Origin of the sequence: Streptosporangium sp. NPDC049376 (genome assembly GCF_044466505.1) — a bacterium.
GTDB lineage: Bacteria > Actinomycetota > Actinomycetes > Streptosporangiales > Streptosporangiaceae > Streptosporangium.
Genome location: NZ_JBITMT010000002.1, coordinates 18,219 through 33,164 on the forward strand (window position 1 = coordinate 18,219; position 14,946 = coordinate 33,164).

The following is a 14,946-nucleotide window of genomic DNA, read 5'->3' on the forward strand; positions in this document are numbered from 1 at the left end:
TTTTAGGAAAGTTTCCTAAGAGTTGTCGCGATCGTAGCCTTGACAGAGATTTGCCACAAGGCCCAAAAGCTCAAGGATTCAACGATCCAGCTAGGCACGTTCCAAAATCTGCCCTCCTTTCCGCCTCCGCGCGCCGGTCACTCCTCGCCGAGCACCTGTGACAGCGGTTTGCGGGTGAGATCGGGAACCTCCGCGTCGTGGGCCGCGTAACCGACCGGGAACAGAATGTAAGGGCGCTCACTGCCGGGACGTCCGCAGATCTCGGTCAGGAACGCCATCGGGTTCGGGGTGTGGGTGAGCGTCGACAGACCCATCTCGTGCAGCGCGGCGATGAAGAACCCGCACGCGATGCCGACGCTCTCGTTGACGTAGTAGTGCTTGACCCGGGTGCCGTCGGGGCGGACGCCGTACTTCTCCGCGAAGCAGACCACCAGCCACGGCACCGTCTCCAGGTAGCCCTTGTCCGAGGTGGTCTCCAGGTGGGCCAGGGCCTCGCGCCACTCGGCGGTCAGCCGGCCGCCCTCGTAGTTCTGCCGCTCCTCGATCTCGGCGGCCTCCCTGATCCGCTTCCTGGTCTCCGGGTCGCCGACGACGATGAACTTCCAGGGCTGCTGGTGCGCCCCTGACGGCGCGGTGTTGGCGGACCTGATCGCCAGCTCGACGCACTCGCGGGGCACGGGCTCGTCACTGAAGAAGCGCACGCTCCTGCGCCGGTCCATGTGCTCGTAGAACCTGCGGCCCCGCTCCACCATCTCGGCCTCGGGGTACCGCGTGGGCCGGTAAGGAATGAAAGGGTGGGAATGCTCGCGTGCCATTTCTCCTCCATCTTTGCCGTATATGCCATATATGCAGGCGTAGTGTGATTGGCAGTCCCAGACTGGGCAACACACCCGCCGTTTCACTGCCAGATCGTCGGTGAAGGGCACGGCGCGCACTTCGGAGGTGGACAGATTGGCAGCCCGGCGGAACGGCCTGGACGAGCTCGACCGCAAGGTGCTCCACCTGATCAGGGAACGCCCGAGGACCGGGCTGCTGGAGATCTCCCGCCTCCTCGGCGTCGCCAGGGGCACCGTCCAGGCCCGCCTCGACCGGATGGTCTCCGACGGGGTGATCACCGACTTCGGCCCCAACCTCTCCCCCCGCGCGCTGGGGTACCCGGTGCAGGCCTTCACCACGCTGGAGGTCGAGCAGGTCTCCAGGGCCGAGATCTCCGCCGCGCTCACCGCGATCCCCGAGGTCCTGGAGGCCCACATCGTCACCGGCCCCGGCGACGTCTGGTGCCGGATCGCGGGCCGCGACCACGAGCACATCCAGGAGGTCATCGACGAGACCCTCACGATCCCCGGCGTACGGCGCAGCAGCACGGTGATCACGTTGTCCACGGTCGTCCCGCACCGGGTCCAGCCCCTGGCCGACCGAGGCTGAGACACCGGTTCCCGGGAACAGCCGGCCTCCGGCGGGCGATCCGGAGGCGGGCATGCCGGCGGCGGAGGCGGACTGCCGAGCCGGGGAGGCCGGGAAGGGCTGTGACAGGACGAACGGCGGGCCGCCGCGACGGCCCGCCGTACCGGACTCCGGTCTCAGGCGGCGCTGAACCCGCCGAACAGTGCCAGCGCAAGCCCGAGGGCGACGACCACGTTGACCAGGGTCGCGGCGGCGAAGACCCCGACCGGGCGCCAGCCCGCCTCCCGCAGCGAGGCGACCCTGAACTCCAGGCCGATGCTGACGAAGGCCAGGATCAGGAACCAGACCCGCAGGTCGTTCACCTCCCCGATGACCGCCTTGGCCTGCGTGACGGCGACCGTGCCCTGCCACCAGGTGGCGATCACCGAGGCGGCGACGAAGCCGAGCACGAACTTCGGGAAGCGCCGCCAGAACTCGCCGAGACCCGGCCCGCGCGTGCCGGGGCGCCGCTCGACCCGGAAGGCGAAGTAGGCGGTCAGCCCGATGGTCACGACGCCGATCAGGGCGTTCTGGGTGACCTTGACGATGCTCGCCACCGCGAGCGCGTTGTCGCCGACGATCGCGCCCGCCGCCGTCACCGCCGCGGTGGTGTCGATGTTGCCGCCGATCCACGCCCCGGCGACCTCGTCGCTGAGCCCGAACACGCCCGCGAGCCAGGGCAGGACGAAGATCGAGGGCAGCGCGAAGGCGATCACCAGACTCGCGCTGTAGGCCAACTGCTCACGCCTGGCCTGTACGGCTCCCGCCGCGGCGATGGCCGCGCTCACCCCGCAGATCGAGACCGCGGCCGACAGCAGCGCGCGCAGCCGTTCCTCAAGGCCCAGCCTGCCGCCGAGCCACCAGGTGAACAGGAACACCGAGGTGATCAGCACGATCGCCTGGACGATCGCGGGACCGGCGGCCGTGACGATCACCCTGAGGTTGATCGAGGCGCCCAGCAGGACCAGGCCCGTCTTGATGAAGAACTCGGTCCTGAAGCCGCCGGACAGGCGCTCTCGCACCCCGGCCAGGGTGAGCGCGGCGTTGCCGGCCAGCCCGATGACGATCGCGTAGACCGGGTACTCGACGGTGGCCGCGATGTTCCCGAGCGGGGTCCCCTTGAGCAGTTCGGGGACGTTCTGGTCCAGATAGCGGGTCGCCGCGGCCAGCAGCAGCACGACCAGGACGCCCGACAGCGCCCATCCGGCGCCGCCCTGACGCCGGGACACGACGTTCGTCTCCTCGATGCTCATCAGGGCACCAGCCCTACGGGGATCACGCCGACGAGGACCAGTGCCAGCAGCACCAGACCCACGATCGTGGCCGCCCAGTCCTCGTTGACCGCCGTGCGGCCCTCGCTCTCCACCGCGGTCTCCACAGGGGGATCGGTCTCGCTCATCTCACGACCTCACTCGTCGTCCGACGTCACCCCCGAGTCATTTCCATGGTAATTCGATAGGGATTAAAGGTAAAGCGGTACGACGCGTGGCGGTAGCGTGTGACGGATCACGCAACGTCCCCCTGGAGCACGACCATGTTCTTCGGCATAACCGACATATGGACTTATGTCCTCGGCGCCTTCTTCATCATCCTGTTGCCCGGCCCGAACTCGCTCTACGTGCTCACCACCGCCGCGCAGCGCGGCGTACGCCAGGGATACCGCGCGGCCGCCGGGGTGTTCATCGGCGACAGCGTCCTGATGGTGCTCGCCTCTGCCGGGGTCGCCTCACTGCTGAAGTCGACGCCGATCCTCTTCAACGTCGTCAAGTACGCCGGCGCGGCCTACCTGGCGTGGATCGGCTTCCAGATGCTGCGCGGCGCCTGGCGCTCCTGGCGGACGTCACAGGACGCCCAGGCGGCCCAGGGAGCGCAGGCCGGGCGGACGACGCAGGCCGCGTCCCGGCGCGGTGGGGAGAACCCCCTGCGCAAGGCCCTCGTGATCAGCCTGATGAACCCGAAGGCGATCCTGTTCTTCATCTCCTTCTTCATCCAGTTCGTCGACCCGGCCTACGGCATGCCCGCGCTGTCGTTCCTGATCCTGGGCGCCATCTGCCAGGTGTTCAGCATGCTCTACCTGTCTCTGCTGATCTTCGGTGGAACGTTCCTCGCCGCCCAGTTCAGGACGCGCCGCAAGCTGGCCGCCGGGCTGACCACCGGGGTCGGCGCGCTCTTCCTCGGCTTCGGCGCGAAGCTGGCCACGGCCTCCATGGGCTGACGCCTCCCCGGCCCCGGCGGGACGGCTCGGGCACTCACCCGGCTCGGATACGGTGAATCGCCGTCCGGCACGGGAGTCTCCGTCCCCCGATCCGAGACGGGCGGCGGCCGTCCCCTGGGGAGCGTCATGAGCCATCCGCCCGTCGTCCTGCCCCGCCTCACCGCCCTGGTCCGGCAGGCCGTGCCCAAGCTCCTCGAAGGGGTGGTCGCCCCCCTGGCCGTCTTCTACGCCGCGCTGGCCGTGCTCGGGCTCAACGGGGCCCTGATCGCGGCGGTGAGCTGGGTCTACGCGGGGGTCGGCTGGCGCCTGGTCCGGCGGGTCAGGGTGCCGGGGACGATGGTGCTGGCCGCCATCGCGATCACCGTGCGGGCGCTGTTCGGGCTGTGGAGCGGAAGCGCGGTGGTCTACTTCCTCCAGCCGGAACTGGGCACCATCTGCATCAGCGTGGCCTTCCTCGCCTCGGTGCGGCTGAACCGGCCGCTGGCGCAGAAGCTCACCCTCGACTACATCCACCTGCCCTCCGCGGTGCTCAGGCACGAGCGGGTGCGGCGGTTCTTCGCCCGGATCACCCTGCTGTGGGCCTTCGTGCTGCTGGCCAACTCCTCGGTGAGCATCTGGCTCCTGCTGCACGAGTCGATCGGCACCTACCTGCTGGTCCGCACCGGCGTCGTCGCGCTGATCAGCGGTCTCGCCGCGGCCGTCTCCGTCTACGCCTTCCGCCGCGTCCTGCGCCGCCTGCACCACGACCCGGCCCCCGCCTGAGCGTTTCCCTCCCCGCCGGGGAAACCGTCCTCGTCTGAGCCACGAAGACAGGGGCAGGGAGGCCCTCATGGACATCGCGGAAAATCCGAAACGCTGGCTCGTGCTGCCCGTCTTCATCCTCGCCCTCGCCCTGGTCGCCGCGGCCGGGGCGCTGGCGGCGGGAGACGCGGGCGGTGAGTACCTCATGCTCGACCGCCCCGCGTGGGCACCGCCGCGGTGGCTGTTCGGTCCCGCGTGGACGGTGCTCTACGTCATGATCGCGCTGTCGGGCTGGCTGGCCTGGTCGGCGCGCGGCCTGACCCCCGCGCTCGGTGTCTACGCCGTCCAACTCGTCCTCAACGCGCTCTGGACCCCGCTGTTCTTCGGCGCCCACCTGTACGGCGTCGCCTTCGCCGAGATCGTGGTGCTCTGGGGGACGATCGTGGCCACCGTCGTCATGTTCCGGCCGATCAGCCGCCCCGCCGCCTGGCTGCTGGTGCCGTACGCGCTGTGGGTCACCTACGCGGGCGCGCTGAATCTGGCCGTCTGGCTGATGAACTGACCCCGCCGTCGCGGGATCTCCCGCCGGAACAGGAGGGCGCATGACGAAAGTAGGGGGTCACCACGACCGAACGCGGGATGTGCCGACCGCCCTCTGCTTCCTAGGGTCGAGATGACGCGCCCCTGAGGGGCCCTCAGGGGGCGCTCCCCGAAAGCTCGGGGACTCCCCCTGATGCCCGACATGCGGGCCGCCCGGCACCGTGCTGTGTGCGGTTCCCGACACCTACAGGAGTGCGGCTGTGACACAGGCCATCCTCGACGCCGTCCACCAGGCGATGTCCTCGCCGTGGATCTATCTGGCGCTGTTCGCGCTGGCCATGCTCGACGGCTTCTTTCCCGTGGTCCCCGCGGAGACGGCCGTCATCACGGCCGGTGTCTTCGCCGCCTCGACCGGCGCACCCAGCCTGTGGCTGGTGATCGTGGTCGCGGCACTCGGAGCGTTCGCGGGCGACCACATCTCGTACGCCATCGGGCGCACGACCAACAGCCGCCTGAGGGGCGGAAGGCGCAGCGGCAAGGCGATCGCCTGGGCGGAACGGGCCCTGGCAGAACGCGGCGGGCTGGTCCTGGTCGTGGCCCGTTACATCCCCGCGGGCCGGACCGCGTGCACCCTCACCATGGGCGCCGTCGCCTACCCCCGGCGCTCCTTCGCCCTCTTCGACGCCCTGGCCGCCGTGTCCTGGGCGATCTACTCGGGGCTGATCGGCTTCGTGGGCGGCGCCGCCTTCGAGAACGACCCGATCAAGGGGCTGCTGCTCGGCCTCGGCATCGCCCTGTCGATCACGGCGGTGGTCGAGGTGGTCCGCTTCACCCGGCGGCGCCGTACGGCCGAGCGGCGCGAGCGGACCGCGGCCGGGGTCCGCGACTGACCCCTACCTCCTTTCCCCCGCGCCCGCGGGGAGGGAACTCCGTCACCTCGGAGAAGGCCGTCGCTCCGGCCACGAGGCCCTGACGGCCCCCGAGCCCGACCCCGGGGAATTCCCCGGGGAGTCAGGGAGAACCCCGATGGTTCCGGGGTCCGTGCCGCGAGACGCTGCCACTGGTTCACCGGAAGACCCCAACCGGTCGCTTCCTTGAGGTGTCTCGGCCATCTCGCCATGTCTTCATCTGCAGTGGAAGGAGTGCGCATGACCGTGTTGGCCGTCGGCCTGGCGTTGCTGGGATCGCTGTTCTTCGCGCTCGGAGCCGCGTTGCAGCAGCACGAGGCGGCCGGTGCGGAACGACCCACGATCGGCCGTCTGTTCCGGCGCCCGCGATGGCTGCTCGGCGGGCTGTCCATCGGGGTCGGGACCGGCCTGCACGTCCTCGCCCTGAGGTACGGCCCGCTCACCGTCGTCCAGCCGATGGGCGTGGCCAGCCTGCTGTTCGCCCTGCCCTGCGCCGCCGCCCTCGGCGGTCGCAGACCCACGTCCCGTGAACTGTCCGCCGCCGCGGTGATCGCCGTCGGGCTCGGCGGCCTGGTGCTGGTCGTGCCCCAGGGCACCGGAGACCCCCACCTGAGCACGACGGGGGTGGTGGCCCTGCTCGCGGGGGCGGCCATCACCGCCCTGGCCCTGTGGGCGGCCTCCCGGCGGACCTCTCCGGCGGGACGGGCCGGGCTGCTCGCCATGGCCGCGGGCGTGCTCTACGGGGCGACCGCCACCCTCACCAGGGTCCTGGTCTACGGCGACTGGGACCTCTGGCTGGTGCTCGCCGTACCGCTGCCCTGCCTGGTCGCGCTGGTCCTGCTGCAGCACGCCTACGCCGCCGGCCACTTCGGCGTCGCCTTCGCCGCGCTCCAGGTGGCGGACCCGCTCACCGCCGTCGTCTTCGGAGCCCTGCTGCTCGGTGAACCGCTGCCGACCGGCGCGGTGAGCACGCTGACCGCGCTCGCCGCCGCCTGCCTCACCGCCGCGGGCACGGTCGCGCTGGCCCGTACGACCCCGCTGTCCCCCAACGTCCGATTAGATCGATGAAGGAGTATCGATGGTCACCTCAGCCGCCCCGATCCTCGCCCCGTCCCCCCTTCCCCAGAGGCCGAGACGGGTTCTGATCGCCACCGACACCTACCCGCCGGACGTCAACGGCACCGCCTACTTCACCCACCGCCTGGCCTGTGGCCTGGCCGGGCGGGACAACGAGGTCCACGTGATCTGCTGCTCCGACGAGGGCCCGGCCAGGACCGAGTCCCTCGACGGGGTGACCGTGCACCGGCTGCGCTCGGCCCCGCTGCTGGTCCACCCGACCATGCGCGTCTCCCTCCCCTCCAGGCTCGACCGGTTGGTACGGCACATCGCCCCCGACGTGCTCCACGTCCAGGGACACTTCGTGGTCGGCAGGGCCGCGATCTCGGCGGCCAGGCGCGGCGGCGTCCCGGTGGTCGCGACCAACCACTTCATGCCCGACAACCTCTTCCAGTTCGCGCACGTCCCCGGGCCGCTGCGGGAGCAGGTCGCCCGGCTGGCCTGGCGCGACTTCAACCGGATCTTCTCCCGTGTCGACCGGGTCACCACGCCGACCAGGATCGCCGCCGGGCTGCTCACCGACCGGGGCTTCACCCGCTCGGTCGAGGCCGTCTCCTGCGGCATCGACCTCGCCCGCTTCCACCCGCACGCCGAGCCCAGGGCGTGGGCGCGCAAGGCCTTCGACCTGCCCGACCGGGACACGGTGCTGTTCGTGGGGCGCCTGGACGAGGAGAAGCGGCTTGAGGACCTCGTCCGCGCGCTGCCGTACGTCCTCAACGAGACCGACGCGCAGATCGCGCTGGTCGGCACCGGCGGGCAGCGGGCGGCACTGGAGCGGCTGGCGCACCGGATCGGGGTCGGCGACCGGGTGATCTTCCTCGGTTTCGTGCCGGACGAGACGATCCCGCAGGTGTACGCCGCGGCGGACGTGTTCGCGATGCCCAGTGTCGCGGAGCTGCAGAGCATCGCGACGCTTGAGGCCATGGCGACGGGCCTGCCGGTCGTCGCCGCCGACGCGATGGCCCTGCCCCACCTCGTACGGCCCGGCGAGAACGGCCACCTGTTCGCCCCCGGCGACGTGCGGGGGCTGGCCAAGCACCTGGGCGACCTGCTGCGCAGCCCGCAGGCGCGCGCCTCCATGGGCGCCGTGAGCCGCTCGATCGCGCTGACCCACGACCACCAGGCCTCCCTGGCCAGGTTCGAGGCGATCTATCAGGAGGTGGCGCGGTGAGCGCGGGCGCCCTGGGCAGGGGCGCCGTCGGCACGGGAAAGGAAAGCGAAGGAACCGTGAAAGAGGAGAACGCGGGCGCACGCGCCGTGTGGCGCTGGCCGGGGGTCGCGGCGGCGCTGCTGGCCGTCGCCGCGACGCTCTACGCGCACGTGGCCGCGGGCCAGGTCGATCCGATGACGACGTTGATCAGCGACTACGCGCTGCTGGGCGCCAGTGCCCCGGCGATGGTCCTCGGCACGATCGCGCTCGCCGTCGGCTCGGTCTGGGTCTCCTACGGCCTGGCCCGGGTGGACCCGGCGCGCAGCGCCGCCGCCCGGGTGCTGTTCCTGGCCGGGGCCGTCGGCCTGCTGCTGACCGCGGCCTTCACCACGGACACCGCCGCCGGGACCCTCTCGGCGGGCGGGGAGATCCACCGCTGGTCGGCGGCCGTGGTCTTCACCGCGCTGCCCTGCGCGGGCTGGCTGCTCGGCAGGAGGTTCAGGAACCCGCTGCTCTCGGTCGTCAGCGCGCTCTCGGTGGTGCTCCTGGCCGCCTTCCTGGCCGCCCACCCGGGCTCGCTGGTCTCCTCCCTCATCGACGGCCCCGGCTACTACGGCCTGCTCCAGCGCCTGCTGGTGCTGAGCGACGCCCTGGTCGTCCTCCTCGCCTCCCTCGGTCTGGGCGGCAGAGGTGAGACATCTCGCGTACCGACCCTCGGGGTACCTACGCTAACGTAGGTTACGGTTCCGTAGTCTGTGAGGGAGAAGACCGCAATGCGCGAGTTCAGCCAGACCGAGCTGTTGCTTGAGCTTGAGCCCGTCGTCGCCGGGGAGCTGGACCGGCATCACAAGGTGGCGAAGGAGTGGTTCCCCCACGAATACGTCCCGTGGTCCGAGGGCAGGGACTTCGACGGCGTGCTCGGCGGCGAGGCCTGGGTCGAGAACGACTCGAAGCTGCCCGAAGAGGCGCGCGTCTCCCTCATCGTCAACCTGCTGACCGAGGACAACCTCCCCAGCTACCACTACGAGATCGCCACCGCCTTCGGCCGCGACGCCGCCTGGGGCACCTGGGTGCACCGGTGGACCGCGGAGGAGGCCCGGCACGGCGCCGCCCTGCGTGACTATCTGACGGTCACCCGCGCGGTCGACCCGGTCGCCCTCGAACGCGCCCGCATGTTCCACATGGAGGAGGGGTTCACCAACTCCTACGAGGGAGTGCTCCACTCACTGGCCTACGTCTCCTTCCAGGAGCTGGCCACCCGGATCTCGCACCGCAACACCGGCAGGGCCTCCGGCGAGCCGAACTGCGAGCGGCTGCTGGCCAGGATCGCCGCCGACGAGAACCTGCACATGCTCTTCTACCGGAACCTTCTCGACGCCGCCTTCAAGCTGGCCCCGAGCCAGACGATGCGCGCCGTCACCGACGTGGTGACCACCTTCCAGATGCCGGGGACCGGCATCGAGGGCTTCAGCCGCAAGGCGATGATCATCGCCAACGCCGGGATCTACGACCTGCGCCTGCACATCGACGACGTCCTCATGCCGGTGCTGCGGCAGTGGGCCGTCTTCGACATGAAGGACCTCGACGGCGAGGGCGAGAAGGCCCGGGAGGAGCTCGCCGAGTTCCTCGCCCGTCTGGAGGTCTCCGCCTCCCGCTTCGTCGAGCGCCGCGAGGCCCGCCGCGCCCGCGAGGCCGCCCGCTCCTGAACCTTCTCGCGCCTTCCGCCGGGGGCTCGGGAAGCGGCCCCCGGCGGAAGGACGCGCGGATCAGGACTTCGCCAGGTCCGCGAGCGGGACCCCGGGGTCGGCGAGCCGCTCGGCGTCCACGGCGACGCCCGAGCGGATCAGGTTCTGCACCGGGCCGATGCCGTCGTCCCACAGGTTGACGTGCATGCCCGCCACGACGCGGCCCCCGCTGAGCCAGAAGGCGTAGAAGGCCTGTTCCTCCCGCTCTCCCCTGACGACGACGGAGTCGTAGCCGCCCGGCTCGAACCAGCCGGAGAACTCCATGCCCACGTCGTACTGGTCGCTGAAGAAGTAGGGCGGCCTGTCGTAGACGACCTCCTGGCCCAGCATGGACCTGCCCGCGGCGAGGCCGCCGTTGAGCGCGTTGGCCCAGTGCTCGACGCGGACGCGGGTGCCGTACAGGGGGTTGAAGGCGTTGGCCACGTCACCGGCGGCGTAGACGTCGGGGTCCTCCGTGCGCAGCGCGGCGTCGACCAGGACTCCGTTGTCCACCGGCAGACCGGACAGTACGGCCAGCTCGGCGTTGGGCCGCACGCCCACGCCGACGATCACGACGTCGGCCGGGACCTCCACCCCGTCGTCGGTCGCGACGGCCCTGACGCGCCCGTCACCGAGGACACCGGTCACCTGACGGCCAAGCCTCAGGTCGACCCCGTGCCGCCGGTGCAGGTCGGCGAAGAAACCGCCCATCTCCGGCCCGAGCGCGGCCTGCAGCGGCACCGGGCGCGGCTCGACGACGGTCACCTCGCAGCCGTACTCGCGGGCCGCCGCCGCCGTCTCAAGGCCGATCCAGCCCGCGCCGACGACGACGACCCGGCCGCCGCCCTTGATCGCGTCACGGAGCCGCTGTGAGTCTCCGAGGTCACGCAGGTAGTGCAGGCCCTCAAGGTCGGCGCCGGGCACGTCGAGGCGGCGCGGGGAGGCGCCGGTCGCGAGCAGCAGCTTGTCGTAGCCGATCTGCCCTCCGCCGTCCAGCTCCAGCCTGCGCGCGCCCCGGTCGAGGTCGGTCACCTGGCTGCCGGACACCAGCTCCACGGAGTGCTCGCGGTACCAGGCCTCGTCGTGGACGTAGACCTTGGCCTGGTCCTCCTTGCCCAGGAGATAACCCTTCGACAGCGGAGGACGTTCGTAGGGCAGTTCGGACTCGGCGCCGACAAGGGTGATCCTGCCGTCGAAGCCCTCCTCCCGCAGGGACTGGGCGGCCTTCGCGCCTGCGAGGCCCGCCCCAACGATGACGTACGTCTGCTCGGTGGTCATGCTCCTCTTCTTATCGGATTACCGCCCCGCTATCGATCAGTTGGCGTGATCCGTCTCCACGGCGGCGCTCCCCCTTATTTCATCACTTGTTGACTTTCTGGTCGCACCGACCTACGTTTACGGGAGAAAGACACTGATCACCGCCCGTGGCCTTGTGGAGGCTCGCCGATGTCCGCCAGCCCGTTGATCCTGCCGTTCTCCGACATCGGAGCGGAGGCGCTCCCCCTGGCCGGCGGCAAGGCCGTCAACCTCGGCGTGCTCACCAGGGCCGGTTTCCCCGTCCCGCCCGGGGTCTGCCTCACCACACGGGCCTACCGCGCGGCCACCGAGGGAGCGGGTCTCGGCGACGTGCTCGACGCGCTGGCCACGACCCCCGCCGGGGACGTCACGGCCCTGAACGAACTGGCCGCCAGGGCCCGCGCCCTCGTGCTCGCCGCCCCGGTGCCCCCCGAGGTCGCCGAGGCCGTACGGCACGGCGTGCGCGGTCCCGGCGGTCCCTCCGGCCCGGTCGCCGTGCGCTCCTCGGCGACCGCCGAGGACCTGCCGCACGCCAGCTTCGCCGGGCAACAGGACACCTACCTCAACGTGGTGGGCGAGGAGGCCGTGCTCGACGCGGTCAGGCGCTGCTGGGCCTCGCTGTGGACCGACAGGGCGGTCTCCTACCGGGCGGCCAACGGCGTCGACCACCGGTCCGTCCTGCTGGCCGTCGTGATCCAGGAGATGGTCTCCTCCGAGGTCGCCGGGGTGATGTTCACCGCCAACCCCGTCACCGGCAGGCGGCACGAGGCGGTGATCGACGCCAGTCCCGGGCTCGGCGAGGCCGTGGTCTCCGGCTCCGTCAACCCCGACCACTTCGTGGTGGACGTCGCGACCGGCCGGATCACCGGGCGGCGCCCCGGCGACAAGCTGCTGGCCGTACGGCCGCTGCCCGGGGGAGGCGTCGAGCATGTCGGCCTCGGGGACGGGACGGGGTCGGCCTGCGTCACCGACGACCAGGTCAGGGCGCTGGCCGCGCTGGGCGGGCGGGTCGAGGAACACTACGGGAGCCCGCAGGACACCGAGTGGGCCATCGACGCCGACGGCGCGCTGTGGCTGACCCAGTCGCGCCCGATCACCACCCTCTTCCCCGTCCCCGAGAGCGCCGCGGCGCGGGCGGAGGGCGGCCCCCGGATCTACTTCTCCTTCAGCGTCGCGCAGGGCGTCTACGCGCCGTTCACCCCGATGGGCGTCTCGGCCTTCCGGCTGATCTCCTCCTCGATCTCGGCGCTGGCGGGGAACCCGGTGGCCGACGTGACCGCCGGGGCCCCGCAGCTGACCGAGGCGGCCGGGCGGCTGTTCCTCGACGTCACCGGCGTCATGCGCGGACGGGCCGGCCGTGCGATCGTGCCGCGCCTGCTGGACGTGATGGAGGCCAGGTCGGCGGTGGTGCTGCGCGGCCTGTTCGACGACCCCCGTTTCGGGGTGACCCGGCGCTCCGTGCTGCCCGCGCTGCGGCGGGTGCTGCGGATCGCGCGCCGCTTCCGCGTCCCCTCCAACGTCGTGCGGGCCGTGCTGGACCCCGGGGCCACGCGGGGGCGGGTCGAACGCCTCAGGTCACGGCTGCGGGCCGAGCTGGCGCCGCTGCCGGAGAGCGCCACCCCGCTTGAGCGGCTCGACCGGGTCGAGCGGACGCTGAGCGCGCGGACCGTCCCCCTGCTTCCCCACGTCGTGCCCGGCCCCATCGCCGGGTTCGCCATGCTGGGCCTGGCCGCCCGTCTCCTGGGCGGACGGGCCCGGCCCGGGGAGCTGACGACCGTGCTGCGCGGGCTGCCGCACAACGTCACCACCGAGATGGACCTGGCCCTGTGGCGGCTGGCGGGCCGGATCAGGCGGGACGCCGACGCCGCCGCCCTGCTGCTCACCGTCCCCGCCGCCGACCTGGCCCGGCGCTTCCACGACGGGACGCTGCCGCGGACGGTCCAGCGGGAGCTGCGGGAGTTCCTCGCGGTCTACGGCGTCCGCGCGGTCGCCGAGATCGACCTGGGGGTGCCCCGCTGGTCGGAGGACCCCACGCACGTCCTGGGTGTGCTGGCCAACTACCTGCGCCTGGACGACCTCTCCCAGGCTCCCGACGAGGTGTTCGCCAGGGGCGCCGCGGAGGCGGCCGTCATGATCAGGACACTCGCCGCCCGGGCCGGTGGCCTCCGCGGGCCGCTCGTCCGCTTCGCCCTCGGCAGGGCGCGGGCCCTGGCCGGGCTGCGTGAGCTGCCCAAGTTCCTCGTGGTGACCGTGCTGGCCGCGATGCGCGCCGAGCTGGCCGCCGTCGGGGCCGAACTGGCCTCCCGCGGCGTCCTCGACTCCCCCGGCGACGTCTTCTTCCTGACGATCGGCGAGGTCAGGGCCCTGCTGTCTGCCCCGCCCGCCGACCCCGCCGGTTCCCGGGCGCTCGTCGCGGAACGGCGCGCCCAGGCGGACCGGGAACGGCTGCGCAGGCACCTGCCCAGGGTCGTGCTGTCCGACGGCACCGAACCCGAGGCCGTCGCCACGGCGGAGCCGGTCGACGGCGCGCTGACCGGGACCCCCGCCTCGGCGGGGACGGTGACCGGGACGGCCAGGGTCGTCCTCGACCCCGTCGGGGCCCACCTCGAACCCGGGGAGATCCTGGTCTGCCCCTCGACCGACCCCGGCTGGACACCGCTGTTCCTCACCGCGGGCGGCCTGGTCATGGAGATGGGCGGGGCCAACTCACACGGCGCCGTGGTGGCCAGGGAGTACGGCATCCCCGCCGTCGTCGGCGTCGCCCACGCGACCGAACACGTCGTCACCGGCCTGCGGATCACGGTCGACGGCACCTCGGGAACGGTGACCACGACCTGAGGCGACCTGAGGCTCATCCGCGCAGCACCTCCGCACACCACCCGAGGCCCGTCACGGCCCGGTCGACCAGCGCCTGGTCGGCGAACTCGTCCGTGCCGAGCAGGCCGAGCAGGGCGAAGGTGTCGACGGCGTAGGCGGCGATCGTCCGCTCGTCGGCCGGTTCGCCCCCGGCCCGGCCGTACCCCGCGAGCAACGGCCCCTCCAGCAGGCCGTAGGCCCTCATCCGGCCGAGTTCGGCGGCGGGGTCGCCCATCGTGCAGTTGGACAGGTCGAGCACCGCGACGAGGTCGTCCCCGTGAAAGCACAGGTTCTCCCTGCGCAGATCCATGTGGAGCAGCCGCAGCGGCGCCCGCCCGGCCCGCTCCCCGGCCACCGCCGTGGCCGCCTCGACGAGCGCCCGGTGCCCGTCGAGGGGGACGCGGGCGGCCAGCGCGCCCACCCGGGTCTCGATGCGCCTGGCCATCGCCTCCGGGGCGCAGTCCGCGCCCAGTCCCGCGCGCCGGGACGCCGGGACGTCCGCCGTGTGAACGCGCGCCAGGACCTCACCGAGGCGGCGCAGCCGCGTTTCGCCGAGTTCGGCCGCTCCGTCGTCGGGGACGAGGTCCAGGAGCATCCACGACCGCTCGCCCTCACCCCGGGCTCGCCGCCACCCCCTGAGACCGGCGACGGGCACACCCGACCGGGCGAGAACCCCGTGCGCCAGGACCTCGCGTTCGAGGACGGCCCCGAAGTCGACCGTCCCGTCGTAGGCCGTCGGGGTGACCTCCCGCAGCGGCACCCTGAGCACGAACCGCCGTTCGCCGTCCGCCTCGACGAGCAGCGCGGCGTAGTCGGCGCCCCGGCGCCAGGGTGAGATCACACACCCCGGCGGCAGCCGGTCGGCCAGCTGCCGGGCCATCCACCCGGCGAGCCGTTCCTCGTCGGGAATCTCCAGACCGCGCAACACGACATCCCCCCTGTCCCCGTTCCCCGCCC

At 71.9% G+C, this 14,946-nt stretch carries 15 protein-coding genes; 10 read left to right on the forward strand and 5 right to left on the reverse strand.

The window, feature by feature from the left end; translation table 11 throughout:
* Positions 1-137: 137 nt before the first annotated feature.
* Entirely contained in the window at positions 138-815 is a 678-nt protein-coding gene (locus ACIBVQ_RS05525; protein ID WP_399175855.1) for a nitroreductase family protein, read from the reverse strand.
* Between the two features lie 127 nt (positions 816-942).
* Between ACIBVQ_RS05525 and ACIBVQ_RS05530 the strand changes: the two genes are divergently transcribed.
* On the forward strand, positions 943-1,425 hold the full coding sequence (locus ACIBVQ_RS05530; protein WP_352009484.1) for an Lrp/AsnC family transcriptional regulator: 483 nt from the start codon (positions 943-945) through the stop codon (positions 1,423-1,425).
* Positions 1,426-1,580: 155 nt separating this feature from the next.
* On the opposite strand, the gene ACIBVQ_RS05535 is transcribed toward ACIBVQ_RS05530, so the two are convergent.
* On the reverse strand, positions 1,581-2,696 hold the full coding sequence (locus ACIBVQ_RS05535; RefSeq protein WP_399175858.1) for a YeiH family protein: 1,116 nt from the start codon (positions 2,694-2,696) through the stop codon (positions 1,581-1,583).
* The gene (locus ACIBVQ_RS05540; protein WP_362909684.1) at positions 2,696-2,842 is read right to left on the reverse strand and encodes a hypothetical protein; all 147 of its coding nucleotides are present in this window, start codon (positions 2,840-2,842) and stop codon (positions 2,696-2,698) included. The genes ACIBVQ_RS05535 and ACIBVQ_RS05540 overlap by 1 nt, the downstream gene beginning before the upstream one ends.
* A 135-nt stretch (positions 2,843-2,977) precedes the next feature.
* Here ACIBVQ_RS05540 and leuE point away from each other — a divergent pair, with 135 nt between their 5' ends.
* From leuE to ACIBVQ_RS05580, 8 genes are all read left to right on the forward strand, one after another.
* Positions 2,978-3,658 (forward strand): leucine efflux protein LeuE, encoded by a 681-nt coding sequence (gene leuE / locus ACIBVQ_RS05545; RefSeq protein ID WP_399175860.1) that lies wholly within the window; start codon positions 2,978-2,980, stop codon positions 3,656-3,658.
* A 126-nt stretch (positions 3,659-3,784) separates the two neighbouring features.
* The gene (locus ACIBVQ_RS05550; RefSeq protein ID WP_399175862.1) at positions 3,785-4,420 is read left to right on the forward strand and encodes a VC0807 family protein; all 636 of its coding nucleotides are present in this window, start codon (positions 3,785-3,787) and stop codon (positions 4,418-4,420) included.
* Positions 4,421-4,487: 67 nt separating this feature from the next.
* Entirely contained in the window at positions 4,488-4,961 is a 474-nt protein-coding gene (locus ACIBVQ_RS05555; protein WP_352009489.1) for a TspO/MBR family protein, read from the forward strand.
* A gap of 238 nt (positions 4,962-5,199) precedes the next feature.
* Entirely contained in the window at positions 5,200-5,829 is a 630-nt protein-coding gene (locus ACIBVQ_RS05560) for a DedA family protein (RefSeq protein ID WP_399175865.1), read from the forward strand.
* A gap of 258 nt (positions 5,830-6,087) precedes the next feature.
* On the forward strand, positions 6,088-6,915 hold the full coding sequence (locus ACIBVQ_RS05565) for a DMT family transporter (RefSeq protein ID WP_352009491.1): 828 nt from the start codon (positions 6,088-6,090) through the stop codon (positions 6,913-6,915).
* A gap of 10 nt (positions 6,916-6,925) precedes the next feature.
* Positions 6,926-8,134 (forward strand): glycosyltransferase, encoded by a 1,209-nt coding sequence (locus tag ACIBVQ_RS05570; protein ID WP_352009492.1) that lies wholly within the window; start codon positions 6,926-6,928, stop codon positions 8,132-8,134.
* A complete protein-coding gene (locus ACIBVQ_RS05575) occupies positions 8,131-8,850 on the forward strand; it encodes a DUF998 domain-containing protein (protein WP_352009493.1) in 720 nt (239 codons plus the stop codon). The genes ACIBVQ_RS05570 and ACIBVQ_RS05575 overlap by 4 nt, the downstream gene beginning before the upstream one ends.
* Positions 8,851-8,886: 36 nt before the next feature.
* Positions 8,887-9,819 (forward strand): acyl-ACP desaturase, encoded by a 933-nt coding sequence (locus ACIBVQ_RS05580; protein ID WP_362776889.1) that lies wholly within the window; start codon positions 8,887-8,889, stop codon positions 9,817-9,819.
* Between the two features lie 60 nt (positions 9,820-9,879).
* Here ACIBVQ_RS05580 and ACIBVQ_RS05585 read toward each other — a convergent pair whose 3' ends face one another.
* The gene (locus ACIBVQ_RS05585; protein WP_399175868.1) at positions 9,880-11,115 is read right to left on the reverse strand and encodes an NAD(P)/FAD-dependent oxidoreductase; all 1,236 of its coding nucleotides are present in this window, start codon (positions 11,113-11,115) and stop codon (positions 9,880-9,882) included.
* Positions 11,116-11,283: 168 nt separating this feature from the next.
* On the opposite strand from ACIBVQ_RS05585, the gene ACIBVQ_RS05590 reads away from it, so the two are divergent.
* The gene (locus ACIBVQ_RS05590) at positions 11,284-13,971 is read left to right on the forward strand and encodes a PEP/pyruvate-binding domain-containing protein (protein ID WP_399175870.1); all 2,688 of its coding nucleotides are present in this window, start codon (positions 11,284-11,286) and stop codon (positions 13,969-13,971) included.
* 13 nt (positions 13,972-13,984) lie between these two features.
* Here the strand turns inward: ACIBVQ_RS05590 and ACIBVQ_RS05595 are convergent, their stop codons facing one another.
* On the reverse strand, positions 13,985-14,917 hold the full coding sequence (locus tag ACIBVQ_RS05595; RefSeq protein WP_399175872.1) for a phosphotransferase family protein: 933 nt from the start codon (positions 14,915-14,917) through the stop codon (positions 13,985-13,987).
* Positions 14,918-14,946 lie beyond the last annotated feature (29 nt).

Excerpts from the sequence above, each read along its gene's own strand:
- ACIBVQ_RS05525 (WP_399175855.1), bottom strand. The coding sequence starts at position 815 with ATGGCACGCGAGCATTCCCACCCTTTCATTCCTTACCGGCCCACGCGG.
- ACIBVQ_RS05535 (WP_399175858.1), bottom strand. The coding sequence starts at position 2,696 with ATGAGCATCGAGGAGACGAACGTCGTGTCCCGGCGTCAGGGCGGCGCC.
- ACIBVQ_RS05540 (WP_362909684.1), bottom strand. The coding sequence starts at position 2,842 with ATGAGCGAGACCGATCCCCCTGTGGAGACCGCGGTGGAGAGCGAGGGC.
- leuE (WP_399175860.1), top strand. The coding sequence starts at position 2,978 with ATGTTCTTCGGCATAACCGACATATGGACTTATGTCCTCGGCGCCTTC.
- ACIBVQ_RS05550 (WP_399175862.1), top strand. The coding sequence starts at position 3,785 with ATGAGCCATCCGCCCGTCGTCCTGCCCCGCCTCACCGCCCTGGTCCGG.
- ACIBVQ_RS05555 (WP_352009489.1), top strand. The coding sequence starts at position 4,488 with ATGGACATCGCGGAAAATCCGAAACGCTGGCTCGTGCTGCCCGTCTTC.
- ACIBVQ_RS05565 (WP_352009491.1), top strand. The coding sequence starts at position 6,088 with ATGACCGTGTTGGCCGTCGGCCTGGCGTTGCTGGGATCGCTGTTCTTC.
- ACIBVQ_RS05570 (WP_352009492.1), top strand. The coding sequence starts at position 6,926 with ATGGTCACCTCAGCCGCCCCGATCCTCGCCCCGTCCCCCCTTCCCCAG.
- ACIBVQ_RS05580 (WP_362776889.1), top strand. The coding sequence starts at position 8,887 with ATGCGCGAGTTCAGCCAGACCGAGCTGTTGCTTGAGCTTGAGCCCGTC.
- ACIBVQ_RS05585 (WP_399175868.1), bottom strand. The coding sequence starts at position 11,115 with ATGACCACCGAGCAGACGTACGTCATCGTTGGGGCGGGCCTCGCAGGC.
- ACIBVQ_RS05590 (WP_399175870.1), top strand. The coding sequence starts at position 11,284 with ATGTCCGCCAGCCCGTTGATCCTGCCGTTCTCCGACATCGGAGCGGAG.